Origin of the sequence: Paenibacillus vulneris, from assembly GCF_039543185.1 — a bacterium.
Classification (GTDB): domain Bacteria; phylum Bacillota; class Bacilli; order Paenibacillales; family NBRC-103111; genus Paenibacillus_S; species Paenibacillus_S vulneris.
This window is the reverse complement of record NZ_BAABJG010000015.1, coordinates 100125-122299: the sequence shown is the minus strand read 5'-3', so window position 1 is coordinate 122299 and position 22175 is coordinate 100125. Positions and strand designations below refer to the sequence as shown.

Here is a 22175-nt window from a genome sequence, read left to right as displayed (position 1 = left end):
CACCCGGCGGGGATCAGCAGTCCTATGTCTTCTCTATTCAGCTCTTGATTTATCCGTAAAAAGGATGCTCATTCCCCATCAAATAATTGATGATAAAGTACGCCAGCGGGCAAAGAATGACTAGACTAAAGATCACAATGACAAATCCTAGTCCGTCAAATTGTTTCTGCGAGCTCGTTTTAGCCGTTTCCATACGTCCATCCCCCACTCTGTATATTGTTTCGACAGTTATGATTATAAGGAGGAATTACAGGAAAGTAAGTGATGAAAATCACAGCCGCAGGTTAAGTTGAACCATACAGGAAGCCGCTATTTCAAACGATTGGATTTGATTGTTAGGCATGTTTTTATGCTTCCGCATTGAGTTCTAAGCTGCATACCGTATATAATAGACGAGAAATCAAGTTTATATAGAAAAGGTGTCATACATGAGTATATTAAATGTTGAAAGATTAAGTCATGGCTTCGGGGATCGCGCTATTTTCAACGACGTTTCCTTCCGTCTGCTCAAGGGGGAGCACATCGGACTGATCGGTGCCAACGGCGAAGGTAAATCTACTTTCATGAACATTATTACGGGAAAGCTCCAACCGGACGACGGCAAAATCGAATGGTCCAAACGGATGCGCGTCGGGTATCTCGATCAGCATGCCGTTCTGAATAAAGGGATGACGATTCGCGATGTCCTCAAGGGTGCCTTCCAATACTTGTTCGATATGGAACAGGAAATGAACGATATGTACGCCAAAATGGGCGAGGTCTCTCCGGAAGAACTGGAGCGCCTGCTTGAGGATGTAGGAACGATTCAAGATATGCTGACGAACCAGGACTTTTACATGATCGATGCCAAGGTCGAGGAAACGGCCAGAGGACTCGGACTTACCGATATCGGTCTCGATAAGGATGTCAATGATCTCAGCGGCGGACAGCGCACCAAAGTACTGCTTGCCAAGCTGCTGCTGGAGAAGCCGGACATTCTCCTGCTGGACGAGCCTACCAACTATCTCGATGAGCAGCATATCGATTGGTTGAAGCGTTATCTCCAGGAGTACGAGAATGCCTTCATTCTTATCTCCCATGACATTCCGTTCCTGAACAGCGTTATTAACCTGATCTATCATATGGAGAATCAGGAGCTCAACCGCTATGTCGGCGATTACGATCATTTCTTACAAGTGCATGAAATGAAAAAGCAGCAGCTGGAGTCCGCCTATAAGCGTCAGCAGCAGGAAATTGCCGATTTGAAGGACTTTGTTGCGCGTAACAAAGCGAGTGTTGCAACGAGAAACATGGCTATGTCCAGACAAAAGAAGCTGGATAAGATGGAGGTTATCGAGCTGGCCAAAGAAAAGCCGAAGCCGCAGTTCAACTTCAAGGAATCGAGAACGTCCGGCAAGGTGATCTTCGAGACCGAGGATCTGGTCATCGGTTATGACTCTCCACTATCCCGGCCGCTTACGCTTCGCATGGAACGCGGCCAGAAGATTGCTCTCGTCGGCGCTAACGGGATCGGTAAGACGACTCTGATGCGGAGTATTCTTGGCGAGATCAAACCCGTATCCGGTTCCGTCAATCTGGGCGATCTCCTGCACATCGGTTATTTCGAGCAGGAATCCAAGGAAGCCAACTACAATACTTGTATTGAAGAAATATGGAATGAATTCCCTTCCTTCACTCAATTCGAAGTACGTGCCGCGTTGGCAAAGTGCGGCTTAACTACCAAGCATATTGAAAGTAAAATTACCGTACTGAGCGGCGGAGAGAAAGCCAAGGTCCGTCTTTGCAAGCTTATTAACCGCGAGACCAACCTGCTCGTGCTCGACGAGCCGACCAACCATCTGGATGTCGATGCGAAGGACGAGCTGAAGCGCGCGTTGAAAGCTTATAAGGGAAGCATCCTGCTCATCTCCCACGAACCTGAATTTTACCGCGATGTCGTAACGGATATTTGGAATTGCGAGTCCTGGACGACGAAAGTATTCTAGTCATCCCTATGGCCTGTCTATCCTTTTGAGGGTAGGCAGGCTTTTTTGATGGAAGAGAAAAAGCCGCGCTGAGCGCGGCTTCCTGATGTTTCTCTTATCGGCTTGCTCTTTTTCCTCTGAAGTAAAGTATAGCGGCTGCAATACATAAGATGAGGCCAATGAACGAAGTCCAAGGAAGCGACTCTCCGGTCAACGGAAGGGTACGGCCGCCTGACTTATCGGGATTCGGCTTACCGGATGGAGTAACGCCCGGTTCTTGATCCCCCGGCTGGTGATCGGGCTCCGAAGGCTGCCCGCCCGGTGATGGTGTGCCAGGTTCATTGTTCCCCGGGTCGTTTCCTTCCGGCTTCGGATTCCCCGGCTGACTGCCTCCCGGTGTGCTGCCAGGTTGATTACCGGGAGTAGTGCCTCCGGAAGGATTCGTGTTCGGTTGACCGCCGTTTGGCTGACCGCCAGTACCTCCGCTGCCGCCTGGTTGAGGTCCGCCGGGTGAGCCCCCATCTGAACCTCCGTCTGAACCTCCATCAGAATCCCCTGGACCGGATGGTCCCGGACCGCTTGACCTCGGACGCAATCCTGCATCGATCGTCAGATTTCTTTCCCCTGCTGCAAGAACGATGATATCCGTTGTACCATCCGTCTTAGGGTCAGAGTCTTTCGTGCTATCCGTACCTTTCCCTTTCAAGGTGAATTCAAAGCCTGCAGGCTGATCGAACTTCACGTAATACCTTCCCGGTTGGAGATGCTCGAAGACATACTGCCCTGGTTTATCGTAGACATTTCCTGTCACAGTAGAAGTAAGCTGGACTCCGCTTTCCGAGAAGAGCCTTACGATAACGCCATTCATCCCCGGCTCTTCATTGTTCTGAACTCCATCCCCATTCGCATCGATCCAGACATAATCGCCGATAGCTGAAATTGGATCCCCAGGGTCTGGACCCGGACCTCCCCCGTCATCGACTGGAATCAAGCCTGCATCGATCGTCAGATTGGTTTCGCCGTCTGCCAGAGCAAATACATCCGTCGTTCCGTCTCCCTTAGCATCGGAATCGTGAGCTTTGTCGGTCCCTTTGGCTTTTGGCGCAAACTCGTAGCCCGATGGTAGATCAAACTTCACGTGATATCTTCCTGCCTGGAGATGATCGAAGAGATAAGTCCCGTTGTGACCATATACGGATCCGGTAACGGTGGTGGATTGAAGACGCCCAGATTCATCGTACAGGTGCACAAATAGACCGTTAATACCTGCTTCTCCTTCATCCTGAATTCCGTTACCATTCGTATCGATCTATACCCAATCGCCTATTTTGCCCGACTGAGGAGGGGTGACGGCTTGCTTCTTCAATCCGGCATCAATCGTTCTAATGTGCTCGCCCTGCGCCAAATGGAACAAGTCAGTGTAACCATCCGTTCCGGCATCGGAATCGGCAGCCCGGTTGTCTCCTGCTCCTTTATAGGTAAACTCGTAGCCTGCAGGTGGATCAAATTTGATCTTATAGCTTCCCGATGGCAGATCATCAAAGAGATAATACCCTGTTTTTCCGTACACGGCGCCTGTCACTGTGGTTCCCAGCAGCTCATCCCTGTTGTTATAGAGCTTCACCGTAACTCCGCTAAGCCCAACCTCTTTGTCGTTCTGGATGCCATCCTCATTTTCGTCGATCCATACATAATCGCCGATAGAGCCTGCAGCCGGAGGATTCGTATCTCTCCTTAATCCGGCATCCACCGTCAAATTGATCTGTCCCGGCGCTAACGCAATCCAATCTGTCATTCCATCTGGACTTGCATCCGAATCGACAGCCTTATCGTTCCCGGCTCCTTTAGTCGTGAACGCATATCCTTCCGGAAGCTCGAACTTGACCGCATAGGTACCGGAAAGCAGATTATCGAAGCGATAATAGCCGGAAGCGGCATAAACGGAACGATAGACGGAATCATATACGGATGCAGTCACTGTAGAGGCCTGAAGGATCCCCGTATTGTCGAACAGCTTGACGACGACGCCGTTGACTCCCGTATTCCCGTCATTCTGAATACCGTCACCGTTGGCATCTAACCAAACCGTATCCCCAATACTACCTCTGGCTGGCGGTTGAGCCACTTTGACGAGTCCGGCATCAATCGTAGGATTCGATTCACCGTAGCCTAAAGGAATCAAAGAGGTTTTACCGTCGTTGCCCGGATTCGCATTGGAATCCGTATCGGATTTCGGGTCAGTGCCTTGTACCGTAAACTCGTATGAGCTATCCGGAAGAGCAAACTGGACGATGTAATTGCCTGCCCATAGCTGTTCAAACTGGTAGTAGCCATCTCCATACACGGCATCCTTAACTGTTGTTGCCTTAGCGAGCAGCTGACCGCTCTCGTTCAGAAGCTGAACGGCCGCTCCATTGATCCCCGGCTCGCCGGCATCCTGCAGCCCATTCTTGTTAACATCCAGCCAGACCCTGTTGCCTATGCTGGAATTAGGTTCAAGCAGACCGGCATCCACGGTAAGATTAACTTCATCCGGCCCTAACGAAATAAGATCCGATCTTCCAGATGCATCCGCATCTGAATCGATATCCCTTTTCGTACCGTCCCCTTTCTTTGTAAACGCAAGGCCCTTTGGCAGGACAAATTCAACCCTGTAGTCCCCGGAGGTCAGATGGTTAAACTCGTACAGTCCATTTCTGGCAGTTACGGTGGTATCAAGAAGATACCCATTTTTGTCATACAAATGGACGGGTACCCCATCGATTCCGGCTTCACCGTTATCCTGCAGGCCGTCGCCGTTAGCGTCAATCCAAACCTTGTCACCTATCCTGCCTTTGGGCGGCAGCAGCCCGGCATCGATCGAGTGGTTCTTCTCCCCAGCGGCTAGCCGAATCACGCGCGTCCATCCGTCACTGTTGGGATCGGAATCCGTCGCTTCGTTATTTCCGGCATTCGGTTTAACCCATCCGCTATACCCATTCGGAAGGTTGAATTTGACGGTATAATTACCAGAATCCAGATTGGTAAACAGGTAATATCCGGGGCTTCCGTTATGGTCATTGCTCGTAATCGTCTGCTGAACCAGCTTTCCGAATGCATCATACAGCTCGACTTGTACCCCGTTAACACCCTGCTCCTTGGGCTCATTCTGAATGCCGTCTTCGTTCGAATCGAGCCATACATAATCCCCGATTTCTCCCTTGGCATCCTCCTTGACGACCACACCCACCTTGAGAGGCTCGGAGGCCAGAAGCGTCTTCCCGTTATCGCCGCGTTTGGCCGTGAATCCGAAGGAGCTCCAGGCAGCCTGATCGTTCGTCGGCGCATGGACTGGCGCGCGCATGGTCCATTTCAGTTCCTCTTGCGCCCCGGGGGTAATGACATGATCGTCCGAGAGTTCGAACTTGATCCCCGTCACCTTCGTCAAATCAGCAGGAGGCTCCGTTGACCAGTGTCCGCCGGCCATCGAGATAGACGTATCCGTCGTATAAGAAACTTTAGTATAGCTGTTACCGCTCACTTCGCTCGTCAGTACAGGGCTCCATTTGCTGTCTCGAGGCGAGGTGTCTACAACGCCCGTGTCCCCAACCCTCGGTAAGGAGTCGATGATGAGCAAGCTTCGTACGGGGATATTGCCTACATTGGTTATCTGGAGCTTATACTCGACTTTGCCGCCCGGCGTCGTGAGTCCTTTGTCCGGATATTTGGTCCAGTTATTACCATCCAGATCACCCTGAACCCATTTAATCGATTCAAGCTTCACAACAGAATTGACATAAAAGGCTCCGTTATTGTAAACATACCATTTGCCATTCACTTTTTTCTTTTTGGCAAAGTCGATATGGTTCAAGTAGGCATGATGATCGGAGCTGACATCCACCTCATTGTCAATATAGCCGGCATTTGTTCCTGCTTTGATCCTGACATCAAATTCAAGCTCAATCTTCTTGTCATACCCCAGAACGGCCGGTGTGTCTTCTTTCCAAGACCATTTAAGCAGCGTTCGTCCGGTAGCAGAATCGACGGATTGTTCCAATTGCGGTGAAGCAATCCCCAGCCCGCTGTCATTTATCAGTACGGTACTGCCTGGCACATATTCCAACTGAGAGGGAAGCAAATCCTCAATGATCGGATGATTGAGATCGCTGCTGCTGAATTCGGTATTTCTAACGGAAACCCGGTATTTTACCGTATCGCCGGGCGAGAAGCTTGCACCGTTCATGACCTTCTTCGTCACTTCTATGAGCGGACGGCCCTGTACGACATAGAGAAAAGCGCTGCGCTGCTCTTCCTTCAAGCTCCCTTCAAAGCTGTATTTCAAGCTGGCGATGTTGGTTATCCTCTTGCTATCGCTTGGTTCCGTTGGAGCCAGATAGCCAGGGTTAACCTGATAGCGAATTTCAAAGCTGCCAGTCTGGTAAAAATCCACCGGGACTTCCCCGAAATTAAACCGCACGCCCTTCACAACCGCACCGGCAATAGGCGGATCGCTAGTGGTCAATGTGACGCTCTGGTCTGCGCGAACGGTTCCCCACGTGCTCCAGGGACCATTGGCATTATCGGCAAGCGTATACTCCACTGAATACGTAGAAATTCCATTGAACCTTGGGGTCGTGATTTGCTGCAAGATTAATCCTTCCGGCGTCATGTCGGTGAACACATAATCTTTCAAGCTCACATTAGCCGTATTGTACATATTCACAATGTTAAAGCTGACGCTTTGTCCGGGAGATGCTTCCTTTTGACGGTCGTTAATCATTTTGAAAAAGCCTGAGCTCCCGTAGCCCGATTCGTTCGTAAAAGTGTCTTTTCGCTCCGCCTTCAAAGTCACCTTATCCTGATTTAACGGGTTAAACGATACCTCCGCTATATTCGTGATGTCTCCGCTTATCGTATCTGGATATTTCACTTTTACTATATATTCCTTGTAAGTAATGCCTTCTCCGAAGGTTCCCTGGTTCCAGGTTACGGTATTTCCGGCAACGACGGCAGCAGGCTGGGATGATACATATTGTGCCCCTGCAGGCAGCGTGTCTTGAATCACAACATTGCGGAGCTCGAGTCTGCCATACGTAGAGGGATTCTTATCGTAGAACGTTATTTTGTACTCCACTTCGCTTCCGGCTTTAGGGCTTAAACTGGGGATCGGTCTTGTTCGTTCTTTCTTGAATTCCCAATCAGCGGACGCTTTGGCTGTGACTTGAACGATGTTGGATTTCTTGCTGCCTAGATTGCTGTCGAACTGCGCTTGCACATTGGCGATAGTTCCGTTGGGGGTCACATAATTTGGAAAATACACGTTCATTTGCAGCGTACCCGTCGTACCTGCTTTCACGGCGCTGTTAAATTTAAAGGTCACTGTGTGGCTCGCTGCATCATAAGAGTAGGTCGTATCCGCAGCATTGACTGCAGAGTCAAAGGTAAGCGCCTTTGGAAGAGGAACGGCGATCTGAGCATTCGTATACTGCTCTGTGGTGCTGGATAAGCTGTAGTCCAGTTCCAAGGTGAATTTTTTTCCTGAAGGAGCTTCCGACTCCGTGCTTCTCATTGCGATTTGTATGCCGTTCCCGGGATCATCGTCGGCAGCCATTGCCGTCATAGGCACCAGAATGAGGTTGACTATCATAAGAAGTGCCCATACCAAGGCTTGCCCTCTTATAAATCTTTTCATTACTACATTTCTCCTCACTCAATACTCCGTGGATCCCCTTCTAATACCGCCTTGACAATAAGCCGGTGCGTCGGGTTGTATTTGGGCTCACACGTGATTAGAGTCATCTCGGCCTTGTCCTTTTTTTGCTCCAATACCGACAGGTCATCCGGTTGAACAAGGAATTTGGAGGTAACGGTATACGAATAGACATGCTTAGTCGTTTCGACCACAATACGGTCTCCGGACTCCAGCTCATTCAGCCTGCTGAACTGTTTGCCGTAGGTCCAGCTGCGATGCCCTGCAACCACAAAATTACCTGTCCCTCCCGGATATCGATCCGGTTCAACAATCCCGATACCTGTTTTCAAAGCTTCCGGATCGGCCCCTTCAACTATCGGCTCCTTAAGCTCCAGCTTGTCGATCATCATGATCCCTCTAACGGCATATCCGTCGATATTGACGGTTTCATCCGCCTGCTCCGGTATTTCTTCCCCCGCTTCTTCCGACGCTCCTTGATTGAACATGAGGGTCGGCTGAAGCGGCACCGCAGCAGCTAAAGGCACCAAGGTTTGATCGCGAACCGAGCTCCATTGCTCCAGCATGGATACTTTCTGTCTATCCTGTACATAGCGGTTCATTAACGGATACAGCATACATGCGACTCCACTGACGCAAAGCAATACCACTGCGGCGTTCCGCAGCTTATTCAGACGAATGGGGCAGCACCTCCTACACCTTAACCATGCAGATGTTGCGGGAGCCTTCCCTCCTTTCTCACCCAAACTCCATAGGAAACCGGTTTGAGCTCCTGTTGATGTGCCTTCTTTCCAGAATACGGCCGTCCGTCCCCTAATATGACTGTGTGCTATAGCGAACGAAATCATTTTTTTATGAAAATCATCCCCTACTTTGCGACAAACCTGATATACTTACACGGAAGCCTGCTGTCCTTTCGAAAGACAAAAAATAGATAAGAAAACCGTCACGGAAGGTCAAGATTAACGGATAAGGAGAAACATCATTGCTATGAACCCATCCAACAACCCAGAACGAACCTCTCGTAAAAAGGGACGGTTCCCGCTCTCGCTTCTCTGTCTTACTTTGGGAGCCTTTGCTATCGGGATGACTGAATTTATTATCATGGGGCTGCTGCCCAATGTGGCGGAGGACCTTCATGTCACGATCCCTCAGGCGGGACAGCTCATTACCAGCTACGCGCTTGGCGTCGCCGTCGGTGCTCCTGTATTAACCGTGTTTACTCATCGCATTCCGCAGAAGAAGCTGCTCACACTGTTGATGTGCATCTTCATTATAGGGAACGCGCTTTCCATGATTGCGCCCGTCTATTCCTTGCTGATAGGTGCTCGGGTCTTAACCGCGTTCGCGCATGGGACTTTCCTGGGTGTGGGCTCGCTTATCGCCACCCGACTGGTGTCTCCCGACAGACGCGCAGGTGCCGTATCCCTCGTGCTGGCAGGGCTTACGATAGCCAATATTATCGGGGTTCCCTTCGGGACATTCATCGGTCAGCAGTTAGGTTGGCGTGCATCCTTCGGGGCCATCACGCTGTTAGGCATTATTTCATTAGCCGGCATCATTCGCTTCATTTAAGCGCTCCAGCAGGAGCAAGTGTCCGACCTCAGACAGCAATTTCGCAGCTTGGTCAATCCGCAGGTGCTTCTAGTTCTTTTGACCGGAGCTCTGGGCTGTGCAAGTCTCTTTGCAGTATTCACTTACATTACACCGATGCTGGAATCCATAACGGGGTTTGCGGAGCACAGCGTAACCTGGATCCTGGTATTATTCGGATTCGGGGTGACGGTCGGAAATATAGTTGGAGGCAAGCTGGCTGATTGGAAGCTTATGCCATCACTTATGACGAACTTTGCCGTACTGGTCGTTATCCTGGCACTTCTAACCGTAACCTTGCATAGTCCTTATACAGCGGTTATCACGGTATTCTGTTGGGGTGTGGCAGCCTTCGGTATCATGCCCGGTATTCAAATCCGTATTATGAATCTGACTCGCGAAGCGCCTTTGCTTGCAGCTACTTCCAGCCACTCGGCTCTTAATCTGGGGAATGCAAGTGGAGCTTATTTGGGGGGACTTACCATTACCCTTGCGGGTTTGCCTTACGTGCCATGGCTGGCGGCTCTTCTAGCCGCACTGGCGCTGCTTGGGGCTATCATCAGCAGTCAGGCTGACAAAAAAACAAGACTAAGCGAGTCTTACACTCCCTCTGTCTAAGTACACGTTTTTATAGAAAGTAACCAAAGCATAGAGCCGCGGCCATCCCAAAGGATGAACCGCGGCCCTTTTTTTTCATTGCATTTACAATCGGTTAGCTAACCGTCCAATATATTGAGTTCATACGCTCTTGTTAGAGCCGGATAGCTTATCGCTTTAGACGCTGAGGCCCATACTTCTACCCGCTGACCTTCCCTGAAGTCGTCAAATGAAACGGGCCTTTCTTCATTCTCGAACTTTACAATCGCATCCTTGGAAAAGGATAGCCAGTTCGCTTCCTGCATAATAGGGTCTAGCACGTCAAAAGGAAGGTATTCTACTACCAAGATCCGCTTCGTTTGCTGATCTATCTTTGCAATGACTCCTGCTACATTTGGTTGCTCCGGCAACACGAAGGTTTCCAGATACAGCGGGAAGGATTGTCCCAAAGCTTCATAGACAGACTGCCGAAGCTGCTCTTCATCTTCCAGATTCAGTTCCTCGCGAGGCTGGTACAGCTTTCTAACTCTCATAAACACGCCGTCATCCTTGGAGTAGACAGTCAGCGGTTCCAAAGCTAATCGGTCGTACACCTCATCCAGCTTGGACAGCTTCTTAATAAGGTCCTGCCTATTATAAGGGGGCTGCTTGGGGTAAGCCGGCAGCTGCTTTCGATCGTAAGAGGTGTATCCGTCCAGCTGCAATTCTTGCTTCTGCTCCGGGCTGCTTTTTGGCATAATGCCCCATCCGGTCATGAAGAGCAGCAACACGGCGAGAATAATGTTCAAAGGCTTCACTTCCAATGTTTTTTATACTGGGAAGAAATATCCATTTGTTCACGATGACGACGGTATGCAGCTCTGCTTCCTGAGAATGTAATGGTTATACCGTTCCTTTTGAATCTCCACCTGATTTATCAAATCGAATCCGCACTTTTGGATGACAGCTTGGGAAGGAAGATTGTCAAGTAAGGCGATCGCGTTAAGCAGCTCAACATCCGTATTCTCAAACAAATAACGAATCAGCCCCTGTACCGCTTGGGTCGCATAGCCTTTATTGCGGTGCGCTCCGGACAGGGCATACACAATCTCGCGATTGGGGGAAGGAAGTTCTTCTTTCGTTCCTGTACAGCACCATCCAATGAACTCTACTGTTCCCTTAAGGATCACTCCCAACCTCAGCCGCAGGTCGCCTATAATCCCGTCTTCCGCAACAGCTTGCAGGAACCGTCGATTCTCCTTCAGTTCATAGCTCGCCATCCAATGCAGCCGCTGTACTTTCGTTACGTTCCATCCTGGCAAATATTGAACGATCTCCGGCTGATGCGTCAGCTCGTGAAGCGGCTCCAGGTCATCCAGCTGGTATTCCCGTAAAAGGATATCTTTACAATCTATCGTAAATACAGTGTCCCTATTGCTGCTGCGCTCCTGTTTCATTAGGCTGCTCCTCATATTCAGTCTGAGAAAAGTATGTACGCACTTATTGATTTATCCAGTAGCTTCTCGAGTTAATAACCCATAATCGCTGCTGTTTCCGGTCATAATGAAGTCTAATTATTCCCTCCTCATCCTGCTGCAATCTTCTATAGCCGGTTCCCATATTGGTCACCCTTCGGCCCGGCAGCGGGATGCCGTAAATCTCTGAGTTCTTAATAATTTTAAAATATTCATGGACAACCATTTCGTCTCCAACACTAATATTCAGATCCTCTTCTTTGTTCATGATTTCTAACACCTTGACTTTGGTAGACACCAATTCTCCATCCACAAATTGCCTGCCCGTTCCTTGGACCTTCAGCTCTGCATCTGTACTTAGTTTAAAAAAATCATAGATTCCATAAGAATTCTCTGTATCGTCTATGAGGATTAATGCATCCATACTATGATAACATGCGACAACACCCAAGCCCAGTGCGAGAATCGTTATTATTTTTTTACTATTCATGATCACCTTTACCCAAAATTCGATTTTCCTTCTAGGGGTTGATTTATTTTTCATTATGTAATGTTTTACGTTATAGTGGAAGAATGAACTTATTCCTGAATAACAATTACTGGAGGATTCCATTATGCACCCTATCAAGCTGCCTAAAGAACACAAGCAACAGATTATAGCTAGTCTGCAGGACTATGTCGATCAGGAATTTTCTATAGAAATGGGACAATTGGCGGGCGAAGGCTTCCTCGAATTTATCATGGAGGAGCTTACTCCTTATATTTACAATCAGGCTCTGTCCGATGCGCGTAAGGTCGTTTTACAGCAAATGACCGCCATGGAAGATGAGATCTACGCTTTGGAGCAGCCGCTTCTATTAACCAGGAAGTCCCAATAACAGGCAAAACACTAGCCTTGGCTGAAGATGATTTACTCCTATTACGGGGATCCGAAACTTCTATTATGTTAAAAAACGAAAAGCCCTTTCGAAGCTTTTCGTTTTTTCAAGTTATTCATTCGGTTCGGTTACGGCTTATATCGAACATACCAACTGGCAATCGGGCCCTTCGTGCTACTATGCACAACATGAAATTCGGAAAACAGGAAGATGCGATACAATCCCTCACCATGCTGCAAGGTCAGGTCCTGACTGAACCGTCCTTGTTCAAAAGGCGCTTCCGTTTCCCCATCGCTCACGAAAGCCTTTCCGTCCCAATATTCCGCCTTGATCGTCAATCCGTCTCCTAATGCCCGTTTCACTATCCCTTGCGTGTGGATCGCCTTATTCCCGGTTTCTATGAATCCTTGCTGGGGCTGCTCCAATTCAATATCGCTGTATTGAAACATGGGGTCATTAGGAGGATGTGATACGTTAAGCTTTGCTTTTTCATAATTCGCCGCAGGCTCCCAATCACGCTGCCACACAATACGTTGGCCTACCTTGAAAACTGCAGTTAGCCGATTCGGGCCAGGCTTAACCTTTCTTGCATTTCCATATTCAAACACGGCGGAATCATATGATATTGGAACCGGGTCCTTTGCATTCGATGAAGCACCAGCCCCATCAAAATTTTCTTCCTGACCCGTATCATAGATGTAGTATCCGCTGTAAGGCACCGTTACATTAGGGCCGGACAGGTTGGTATCGTACAGGTATGCAGACATTTGGAGCATATCCCCATCAATGGTTTCGGGCAGCAGCGGCTCCATCACATCATAATCCATTTTGCTTAACTGGATATAACGTCCTTGCTGCTCGTGAACAGCAGTAGCACCCAGCATCATGCTCATGTCCCGCTCGCTAAGATACAGCTCCCCATTCATCTTTTGTACGGGAGACAGTAAATTTATGGTTCTTCGGCTTCCGTCATTCCAAGACGTTACCGCAGTCATTTCTCCGGAACGGACCTCGAAGGAATAGCCATGCCAGTCTCTCACAGTGACGGCCCCTTCTTTATTCGGCCCCTCGATCCGGTAGCTAAGCCTCGAAGCCAAGTATTTCAAGCTGAAGTAATATTGATTATTCTCCGCATACCCGACCTTCTGATCCCCTTCATAGAGCTGCTGGTCCTTGATACCGACTTGGGCATAGTAGCCCTGCTGTCTGGCAACCTGCAAGTCATGCTCATGTCCTTTCACAAGAATCCGATCCATGCGGGGATCTATCGGGAACCAGCCTTTTCCCATAAAGGAATCGATCTGATACCACCTCTGATGGGACTCCGGATCATCCCAATAGGCTAGCGCCGGAACGACCTGCGGAGCAATGACGGTTGAATTCAAGGAAACGTAGCTCCCGGGAAAACGGTACAGCCGCGTCATGTCCGAACCGAGCTTTACAGAATCCTCCGTTGCCTTGGCATCCTCGGGATCGGCATAGGTTTTGTTGATCCATCCCTCCTCTTTCCCAATGCGGACATGATACCATGTACCTTCCCTCGGATTGCCGATCCCCGCTTCGGGTTCAATTTTGCCAAGAGAGGTAATAGTTTGCGGCTGCAGCAGCTTAGGCTCTTTCTCCTGATAGGGCCAAGGGGTGTCGAACAACGGTGTCGGTACCTTAAGCTGCACGGGCTCCGTCTTTGTAAGGACCGTTCTTCCCCTGTTTAATGTCCATTTTGGGCCCGATTCGGTTTCTATGCGGTATGAAGTGCCCGCAGGGGTAACGAATTCTCCGGTTTCATGGACGATGCCGTTCCCTGCCTTATCGGGATAGACGGCCGGATTGATGATGGGGGAATTGTATAAAGGAGAGGCCATATGGTACGTATACCGGTCTATCGTCTGAACCGAACCGACTTGTTCGAGCGGCAAATGAATCCATTGCTCGCCGGCCCAGCTCGTTTGGATTTTTAACCATTGCTTGGATGGCTCCGGGTACGACTTCCTCAGAAACCATTGCTTTTCTGCACCCGTGACTTTGACTTCCTGTGGAGACAGAACGGCAGTTGGGGGGCCGCTCTCATCGGGCTCGGCGTATATAGGTGTATCCTGCAGCAGCGTTACGGTTTCCGGAGGCTTGACGTCAATGAGGCTCGGATATGTATAAATCCATCGTTCGCCCAGCCAGGTGTTGATTTTGAACCAATTGGCATTCGTAACCCAGCCAGGCTCTCCTTCAATGACCTCCACTGTCTGAGGGGTAAGCACACCATCAGGTGCATGGACAATCGTATCCGGCTCCGTATAAAATGGCGTCTGTTCCAGCAGGGTCAGAGTCGCTGGTACATGATGAGTCTCCGGCTTCTCTGTGAGAATGGTTGGCGCCGCGGCGGCTAAACTTGCTCCAGCCCATGCTACAGGCACACTGACAGCCGCTGATAATAAGAGCTTCCTCCACATGGTGTCCTTCATCCTTTCTTGTAAAAAAACGTAGGTTTTCCCTCTCCTTACCTCATTTTAGACGCTATCTATACGCCGAAAGTTTCGGGTACAGAAAAAGACCGCCATCACCGATGGCAGCCCTTCTCTACATCTTATTAGGAGACTTTCCTTGATGCTATCCTACACATTCCAATAGTTCTTCCAGCCGGTACAGAACATAGGAAGGAATATATTCGGCCGGATACGGGCTCGTAACCGCTTCCGGATGCTCCGCGTTCAGCTTCTTCTTACAGATTTCCAGAAAAGCCGCCTGGCCTGCCCTTTCGCCGGGACGGTATGCCTTCAGCTCATCCGGCAGCTTATGGTAGATCAGCACGGATGGAATCCCGGACTTATTAGATAAATAAACATCGTGATCCAGCCGGTCACCGACATGGGCCGCAATCTGTCCGTCTAGCTGCAGCTCGCGCATGATATTCACATCCGGTTTACCGCATCCGGCTTTCTCCGGCGTAATTATCGCATCGAACCAATCGCTTAGTCCTAGCTGCCGCATGACCGGATATTGATATTTGTAGAAGCCGTTCGTGACCGTTGCCAGCGAATATCCCTTCTCTTTCAGCTGCCTTAATACTGCGATGGAATCTTGCTCGAGCAAATAGATTTTGGGCTCTACCGAATGCTCATGAACCAGCTGCTCTACGTTAATCTCCAGGTTGAGCCCCAGCCCATTCAGCAGCTGCCTTACCATATCGTCCCAATCATAGGCTTCCACCGTGCGGTTCTGCTGCATGCGCAGCTCATGCTCGCGTACTAGCGCTTCCGTTGACTTGAAAGGTTTGTCTAAGGCATTGGAGATCAGCTCTTCGATCACAGGGAAAATCCATTTGCCGAACGGATTCTGCATCAACGTCCCGTCCAGGTCGAATGTAATCCATTTTTTCATTATTTCACCGCTCCTTGCGTCATTCCCTCAATGAATTGTCTGGAAGCAAACAAGAATGCCACGATTAACGGTAGTGAGGACAGGGTCAAGCCGCAGAACAGCAAGTTCCAATCCGTATCGTATTCACCGAACAAGGTAAGCATTCCGAGCGGGATCGTCCCGAGCTCCGTGCTTTTAATAAAGATCAGAGGGTAGAAAAAGTCGTTCCATATGCCGATAGAGTCCACAATACTGACGGTAGCCAGCGCCGGTCTCATCAGCGGCAGTACAATCTTATAATAAACCTGAAAATCGTTGCAACCGTCGATCCGCGCGCTTTGATCCAAATCCTTGGGCAGTGTCCGGAAAAAACCATAGAAGACGAACACGGCAAAGGAAATATGTCCCGCTACATAAACGATGATCAGCGAGGTATGCGTATCCAGCAGCTTCAGCTTCAGCATCATCATGTATAACGGAGAGATCGCCAGCTTCATGGGCAGCATAAGCCCTAGCATAAAGAAGAACAGCACGAATCCGTTCCACCGGAATTGGTATCTGGCCATGTAGAATGCCGCCATGGAGGAAACGAGCAGCACTAACACAACCGACAAGGCAGTTATATACAAGCTGTTCAGGAAATACTCGGAAAAATGTACCTTTTCCCATACCGTCACATAGTTTTCGAATGAAAAGCTGGTCGGCAGCCCCAAAGGATGGGTTGTTATTTCCTGCTTCGTTTTAAAAGACGAAGTCATCATAAGAAAAACGGGATAGATGGCAATGAACGAGAATAAGATCAATATCCCATATTTTACGCTTTGCTGCAGTCGAAGTGCCATGAGTTACCTCCGATGTAGTTTTACCACGTTCTTAAGAGAGCATATGTTAGTGAGTAACAGTCGACACCAGAACTAATGCTCGACTTCCTTGCGCTTGAAGAAGAACATCGAGACGGCCGTTGCCCCTGAGATCAGGAGCAGTAAGATCACTGCCAGCGCGGAGCCTAAGCCTATCGATTCCCCTCCGCTCACAGAGCCGAATGCCAAACGATAAAAGTACAGACCCAGCACATCCGTTGAAAAATAAGGTCCGCCGGAAGATCCCTGCATAGCGAAGATCAGCTCAAAGGTTTCAAACGCTCCAATAAAGGTCAGTATCGTCATAATCATGATGGAGGGCATAGCCAACGGAATCGTAATTTTCCAGATCATTTCAAGGCCCGAAGCTCCGTCGATTCTCGCCGCCTCATAGATTTCAGGAGAGATCGCTTGAAGTCCGACAAGGAAAATCAGAATCGCAAAGCCGAATCCGTACCAGCTGTTCACTAATATAATCGTATAGAGCGCTGTATTGGGATCTCCAAGCCACGGTTTGGCCAGCTCCCCCAGCCCAATAGCGTTCAAAAACGTATTAAGAGCCCCATAGGTCGGATTCAATATCAGGCTGAACAAAAAGCCGACCACAATTACGGAGAGCAGCTTGGGTACGAAGAACAGCGTCTTGAATAACTCTTTTCCCCGTATTTTGCTGTTAATTAGCAGAGCTAACAGGAAGGCAACGACAAGCTTAGAGAGCATCGTCCCGATAAAAAACACCACATTATGCCCAAGCGCGCGGATAAAGGTCTCCTTGAAGGGAGATTCGGTAAACAGACGGACGAAATTTTCCAGACCGATAAATTCCCCCCGCACCAGCCCTTTCCATGAGAAAAAGCTGTTCAGTAGCGCTTGAAATATGGGATAGATCATAAAGCCAACGTAAAAGATCAACGCCGGAAGCAAGAACAGATGAACCAAATGCTTCTTGAAGCTCCTTCTCTTCTTGGCTTGCGACTGCAGAACGGTCCTTTCCTCGTGTTGAACACTTGTACCTGTCATAGTTAGCTCCTTTGTCAAATGACGCGCAATCGATGCAGCGTTAATCCCTCAGAGGGACAGGTTGAGCATCGGCATGTCGTTATTTTTGCGGCTTAAACCATTTGTCGGCGGATGCCTGTGTATCCTCTGCTACCTTCTCCGGCGTCAGCTTGCCGATGTACATGCCCTGCAGTGAGTCCTCAAATGTAGTCTTGGTTGTAGGTGTGCCTTGGCTGAAGCTGGTCAACAGCAGGTACGGCGTGCTGTTCTTCTCGCTGAAGGCGGCCATTTTTTTGAGCTGCGGATGCTTAGGCTCCACTCCCTTCACAGGGCTTACGCGGGTAAGCTCATCGCTGAACATTTGACCGAATTTCTTGGAGGCCAAAAATTCAATGAATCGGGTGGCTTGCTCCTGGTATTTCGAGCTCTTGGCAATCCCGTAGGAGCCGTCAACCCAGGTAGCGATTTGCGCCTGCTCCCCTTTTTTAGCGGCAAGTCCCGGTATGAATTCCACAGGGAACGACAGCTTATTCGCCTCAAATGTTTCCAGCCTTTGGCTGCCGTTAATGTACATGGCCGCCTTGCCGGTGTAGAACAAGCCTTGCGCATCCTTATCTTCTATGGCAACAAAATCTTTGGGGAAATAAGCTTCCAGCTGCTTCATTCTCTTGATAGAATCCAGGAATTTAGGATCTTTGAAGTTGGTCGTTCCTTTTAAAAGCGCTTGCATAAATTCGGTTCCTCCATAGGCGCTTGGACCAATTACCGTATGGGTGGTGGACAAGAGATAAGCCGCTTTGCCTGCCTGGGCAATAGGGATAATATTTTTCGCTTTCAGTGCTTCACAGGTTTTCACGAATTCATCCCATGTTTCCGGAGGCTGGAGGCCGTTATCATCAAATAGCTTCTTGTTATAAAAAATAACTGCATTGTTCAGCATTAATGGAATGCCGTAGACCTTCTTATCCGAGCCTCTGGCTGCATCCAGATAGCTGTCAGCAAAATTTTCAATCCCCTTCACCTTATCGAGCGGGGATAAATAATTGGCATCCGCGAGAGCTTTGGCGCCGTCATACGGACGAAGCTGCAAAATATCGACTCCTGTACCGGACTGCAGCGAGTTAGCAAGGATCGTATTGTACTCCGTCGCTTTGAATGGCTTGAACTCCACCTTGATATCCGGATTATCCTTCTCGAATTCCGCGATAAATTTGGCGTAGCCATCCTTATCCTCCGGTCTCCAGCTGTACATGACGAGCTTTACCGGATCTCCCTTTGGCTTCGTTACTTCTCCATTCGCGGCAGGGTTGGTATCCGTCGTCTTGGTAGCGCTTCCACCGCTGCATGCACTTAATATAGTGCTTAAAAGAATCAACATGGAACTAAAGACCAGTGGTTTTCTTTTCATTGTATCATGCTCCCTTAGTTATATTTACAAAATCTTAACAAAATTATATTAAATTTTATGTCATAATGTAAACCTTTTTTTGAAATTTTATTTCACAAATCTAAAAAAAGCATAGAAAAAGGAGCCTGCATGCAAGCTCCTTCCATTTCGCGAAGAATAATTGACTTTTTATTGCCTTAAAACTGTCCCAATTGAATAAGATTGCCGCAGGTATCCTTTAATAAGGCGATAGTGACAGGCCCCATGGCAGTCGGCTCCATCGTGAATTCGACTCCGACTCCCTTCAACCGGTCATATTCCTTGTGGATATCCTCGACGGCAAAGGATGTTGCCGGAATTCCCTGTGCGAATATAGCCTTCTGGTAGGTCTCAGCCGCCGGATTATTGTTCGGCTCCAATAACAGTTGCACCCCATCTGGCGCTTCGGGAGAAACCACGGTAAGCCAGCGGAACTCCCCGGCAGGGACATCCACTTTCTTAACAAAGCCAAGCTTGTCGGTGTAAAACTGCAGCGCCTTTTCCTGATCGTCAACAAATACGCTAGTCAGATGAATTCTCATCCTATACCTCCATTGGTTTCCATTCAGTAAAAAGTATGCCCACCATTTGGTGTTTCACTGCATGAATTAAAAGGAAATGATACCGATGGAATACAAGAAAATCAGCAGGATCAGGATCGGATTCACAATGCGCATAAGGAACATCCACACTTTGTACCAGAACCCTGTCAGCCCTGCTTCCTCTCCAGCCCGTTTCCAGGCGTAGCCGGTAAACAGTGTAATGATCAGGCCTCCAAGCGGCATCAAGATGTAGGATGTCGTGAAGTCGACCATGTCAAAAATCGTCTTCTCTCCGAACTTAAACGGGTTCAACACGCCTGATACCGACAGCGCACAAGGAACCCCCACCAAAAAGCAAAGAATCGACGTATACAAGGTAGCTTTCTTTCGGTCAAGCTTCCATTTATGCATAACATAAGCAACGGGAACTTCCAAAATCGATACGGCCGAGGTTAACGCGGCTATAGCCAGCAGTAAAAAGAATAATCCTCCGAAGAGAAGGCCGAACGGCATCTGGGAAAATGCAACCGGCAGTGCCATGAATGCCAGCCCTACCCCTTCTCCCGGCTGAAGGCCATAGGAGAATACCGTAGGAAAGATGACCAGTCCGCCGATAAAGGCATAAATCAAATCTCCGAGTCCGATAGCCAGTGTAGCTGCACCCAAGGATTGCTTCTTGTCTACATAGGAACCATAGGTCAGCATGCAGCCAAAACCAATGGACAATGAAAAGAAAGCATGTCCGAGCGCAACCAGCGCAGCTTCCGAGTCCAGCTTGGAGAAATCCGGCTTCAGGAAAAAGCTCAGCCCTGCATCGGCGCCGGGAAGCGTTACTGAACGGAACATCAGGATGATCAAAATGATTAAAAAGCCGGGAATCAAAACTTTATTGAACTTTTCGATTCCGCCGGAAATGCCTCGGGCAACAATCCAGCCCGTCAGCAGCATAACAATTCCCTGCCATACAATCGGCATAGAGCCGCCTGCAAAACTGACAAATTTGTCCTTATAATCGATTCCGGGCATATACAGCATCCCGGTGAAGGATTCAACGGCATAATGAATGGTCCAGCCTGCGACTACGGCATAGTACGACATCGTCAGGAAGGCGCACACTATAGGGAGCAAGCCCAGCGCACCCCAATATTTTTTACCGCTCAAATTGAAAAGAGAACTCGATGCATTGCTTCTTCCGCCGCGTCCAATGGTCATTTCTGCAAGTAGAATCGGAAGACCGACAATCAGCAAGCAAATAATAAACAGGAGAAAAAATGCCGCACCGCCGTGCTTACCGGTAATGTACGGAAATTTCCACATATTACCAAGCCCGACAGAGCTTCCTATCGCTGCAACAATAAAGCCTGAAGTGCTAAACCGATCTTTGGTTCCTTTCATTTGAGATTTCTGTGATGAATGATCGCTCATGATGTAATCTCCTGTTCTTGTCTTTCATGTATGATGGTCTAAGAATGCTTGTAAGGTTTTCCTTATTATGCACAGGTTATGCTTCCTGAATCCCCCCTAAGCCCTGATCAGCCCGATCCGCACGTTGAAAAGACGGTTCAATATGAACCGTCTCAAGCAACCCTATGAAACGAAGCCCTGCTTGTCTCATTCTAAGAAGTCGATACCGGCACTAATGGGCGTTAGCCGCATCACAAAATTGTTTTAGCGCTTGCTCCAGAATGGACCTAGGGCATGCCAGATTCATTCTAAGCCAGCCTTCACCCTCGGTACCGAATACCGAGCCTTCGTTGAATGCGACCTTCGCCTTATGATACATGAGGTCCTTTAATCCTTTAATATCCAATCCCAGCTCCCTGCAATCCATCCATAGCAAATAAGTGCCTTCCGGACGCAGCGGCTTCACTTGAGGAAGATGCTCGGCCAAATAAGCTATCGCATAATCGAGATTCCCTTTGACGTACGCCATCATTTCTTCAAGCCATTCGGCTCCCTCCCGATATGCAGCTTCAACCGCATCCTGGGCAAAATGCTGAGCCATATGCAGGCTGAGCGTTTTAAGTCTATGCTCGATTTTCCGGCGCAGATTCGCATTCGAAGCAACGATGTAGGAAGTATGCAGACCCGGCAGGTTGAATGTTTTGGTTGCCGCGAGGCAGCTCACGGTAATATTGGCCAGCTCCGGCGATAAGGAAGCGAATGGAATATACGTATAGCCGGGAAAGGTCAAGTCGCAATGGATCTCATCCGAGATGACGGTAACTCCGTATCGTAAGCACAGCTCACCCAGCTTAAGCAGCTCTTCCCGATCCCATACGCGCCCGCCTGGGTTGTGAGGACTACAGAACAGCAGCAGCTTGGCACCGTCTTTGAACAACGACTCCAGATGGTCGTAATCCATTTCGAAATGTCCATTCCGCAGAAGAAGCGGATTTTTGGCTACTTTGCGCCCGTTACTTTCAATAACATCGTAGAATGGATAATAGACCGGCGTTTGAATAACAACAGGGGCCCCGGGCTCACTGAACAGCTCTACGGCCAAGCTCAAAGAGGTTACGATACTAGGCGAATCGGTGATCCAGCCTGGTTGAATCTCCCATTGGTGACGTTCACGAAACCACTGAACAATACTGTCAAAATAGCTGTCCGTGCGAACAGCATAGCCGTACAAGCCCAGCTCCGCCCGCTTCTTCAGAGCTTCCTTAACGGCAGGAGGGCTTGGAAAATCCATGTCGGCTACCCATAACGGAAGCACATCGGGTTCCCCGAACAGCTTCTCGCTTTGATCCCATTTATAGGAACGGGTGTTGCGACGGTTAATGAATTGATCAAATGAATAACTCAAGACGAACCACCTC

General features: G+C 49.0%; 17 protein-coding genes and 1 pseudogene. 3 read left to right on the top strand and 15 right to left on the bottom strand.

Translation table 11 applies throughout. The features are described 5' to 3' along the window. Window positions 1-49 precede the first annotated feature (49 nt). Window positions 50-193 carry a hypothetical protein gene (locus tag ABEA66_RS14165; RefSeq protein ID WP_179135929.1) on the bottom strand — a complete coding sequence of 48 codons (144 nt, stop codon included), beginning with the start codon at window positions 191-193 and terminating at the stop codon, window positions 50-52. A 235-nt stretch (window positions 194-428) separates the two neighbouring features. Here ABEA66_RS14165 and ABEA66_RS14160 point away from each other — a divergent pair, with 235 nt between their 5' ends. Further along, entirely contained in the window at window positions 429-1985 is a 1557-nt protein-coding gene (locus ABEA66_RS14160) for an ABC-F family ATP-binding cassette domain-containing protein (protein ID WP_079909504.1), read from the top strand. A 94-nt stretch (window positions 1986-2079) separates the two neighbouring features. Here the strand turns inward: ABEA66_RS14160 and ABEA66_RS14155 are convergent, their stop codons facing one another. From ABEA66_RS14155 to ABEA66_RS14145, 3 genes are read right to left on the bottom strand one after another with little or no spacing between them, the layout of a single operon-like run. Beyond that, window positions 2080-3213, bottom strand: coding sequence for an SdrD B-like domain-containing protein (locus tag ABEA66_RS14155; RefSeq protein ID WP_345588170.1), 1134 nt, complete (start codon window positions 3211-3213; stop codon window positions 2080-2082). A 60-nt stretch (window positions 3214-3273) separates the two neighbouring features. After that, window positions 3274-7635, bottom strand: a complete 4362-nt coding sequence (locus ABEA66_RS14150; RefSeq protein ID WP_345588168.1) for an SdrD B-like domain-containing protein — start codon at window positions 7633-7635, stop codon at window positions 3274-3276. A 14-nt stretch (window positions 7636-7649) separates the two neighbouring features. After that, the gene (locus tag ABEA66_RS14145; RefSeq protein ID WP_179135928.1) at window positions 7650-8270 is read right to left on the bottom strand and encodes a class D sortase; all 621 of its coding nucleotides are present in this window, start codon (window positions 8268-8270) and stop codon (window positions 7650-7652) included. 373 nt (window positions 8271-8643) lie between these two features. On the opposite strand from ABEA66_RS14145, the pseudogene ABEA66_RS14140 reads away from it, so the two are divergent. After that, window positions 8644-9864, top strand: a pseudogene (locus ABEA66_RS14140) (MFS transporter). Window positions 9865-9962: 98 nt separating this feature from the next. Here the strand turns inward: ABEA66_RS14140 and ABEA66_RS14135 are convergent. Genes ABEA66_RS14135 through ABEA66_RS14125 form a run of 3 tightly spaced genes read right to left on the bottom strand, consistent with a single transcriptional unit; the run spans window position 9963 to window position 11787 of the window. Then, window positions 9963-10631: a DUF3221 domain-containing protein gene (locus ABEA66_RS14135; protein WP_345588166.1), complete on the bottom strand. Its 669-nt coding sequence runs from the start codon at window positions 10629-10631 to the stop codon at window positions 9963-9965. A gap of 48 nt (window positions 10632-10679) precedes the next feature. Continuing rightward, window positions 10680-11279 (bottom strand): GNAT family N-acetyltransferase, encoded by a 600-nt coding sequence (locus ABEA66_RS14130; protein ID WP_345588164.1) that lies wholly within the window; start codon window positions 11277-11279, stop codon window positions 10680-10682. Between the two features lie 43 nt (window positions 11280-11322). Then, complete coding sequence (locus tag ABEA66_RS14125; RefSeq protein WP_345588162.1) at window positions 11323-11787, bottom strand: hypothetical protein; 465 nt, start codon at window positions 11785-11787, stop codon at window positions 11323-11325. Window positions 11788-11911: 124 nt separating this feature from the next. Between ABEA66_RS14125 and ABEA66_RS14120 the strand changes: the two genes are divergently transcribed. Continuing rightward, a complete protein-coding gene (locus ABEA66_RS14120) occupies window positions 11912-12175 on the top strand; it encodes a DUF2164 domain-containing protein (protein ID WP_345588160.1) in 264 nt (87 codons plus the stop codon). A gap of 128 nt (window positions 12176-12303) precedes the next feature. Here the strand turns inward: ABEA66_RS14120 and ABEA66_RS14115 are convergent, their stop codons facing one another. The 8 genes from ABEA66_RS14115 to ABEA66_RS14080 form a co-directional block, all read right to left on the bottom strand. Next, on the bottom strand, window positions 12304-14619 hold the full coding sequence (locus ABEA66_RS14115; protein WP_345588158.1) for a hypothetical protein: 2316 nt from the start codon (window positions 14617-14619) through the stop codon (window positions 12304-12306). Between the two features lie 157 nt (window positions 14620-14776). Then, window positions 14777-15547: an HAD family hydrolase gene (locus tag ABEA66_RS14110; protein WP_345588156.1), complete on the bottom strand. Its 771-nt coding sequence runs from the start codon at window positions 15545-15547 to the stop codon at window positions 14777-14779. Beyond that, complete coding sequence (locus ABEA66_RS14105; protein WP_079909494.1) at window positions 15547-16368, bottom strand: carbohydrate ABC transporter permease; 822 nt, start codon at window positions 16366-16368, stop codon at window positions 15547-15549. Before ABEA66_RS14105 ends, ABEA66_RS14110 begins: the two co-directional genes overlap by 1 nt. Before the next feature lie 72 nt (window positions 16369-16440). Next, window positions 16441-17406: a carbohydrate ABC transporter permease gene (locus ABEA66_RS14100; RefSeq protein ID WP_079909493.1), complete on the bottom strand. Its 966-nt coding sequence runs from the start codon at window positions 17404-17406 to the stop codon at window positions 16441-16443. 79 nt (window positions 17407-17485) lie between these two features. Continuing rightward, on the bottom strand, window positions 17486-18793 hold the full coding sequence (locus ABEA66_RS14095; RefSeq protein WP_192704208.1) for an ABC transporter substrate-binding protein: 1308 nt from the start codon (window positions 18791-18793) through the stop codon (window positions 17486-17488). A gap of 176 nt (window positions 18794-18969) precedes the next feature. Then, complete coding sequence (locus tag ABEA66_RS14090; protein ID WP_345588152.1) at window positions 18970-19353, bottom strand: VOC family protein; 384 nt, start codon at window positions 19351-19353, stop codon at window positions 18970-18972. Window positions 19354-19419: 66 nt separating this feature from the next. Beyond that, the gene (locus ABEA66_RS14085) at window positions 19420-20778 is read right to left on the bottom strand and encodes a sodium-dependent transporter (protein WP_345588150.1); all 1359 of its coding nucleotides are present in this window, start codon (window positions 20776-20778) and stop codon (window positions 19420-19422) included. 211 nt (window positions 20779-20989) lie between these two features. Next, window positions 20990-22162 carry a MalY/PatB family protein gene (locus ABEA66_RS14080; RefSeq protein WP_192704205.1) on the bottom strand — a complete coding sequence of 391 codons (1173 nt, stop codon included), beginning with the start codon at window positions 22160-22162 and terminating at the stop codon, window positions 20990-20992. Window positions 22163-22175: the final 13 nt, after the last annotated feature.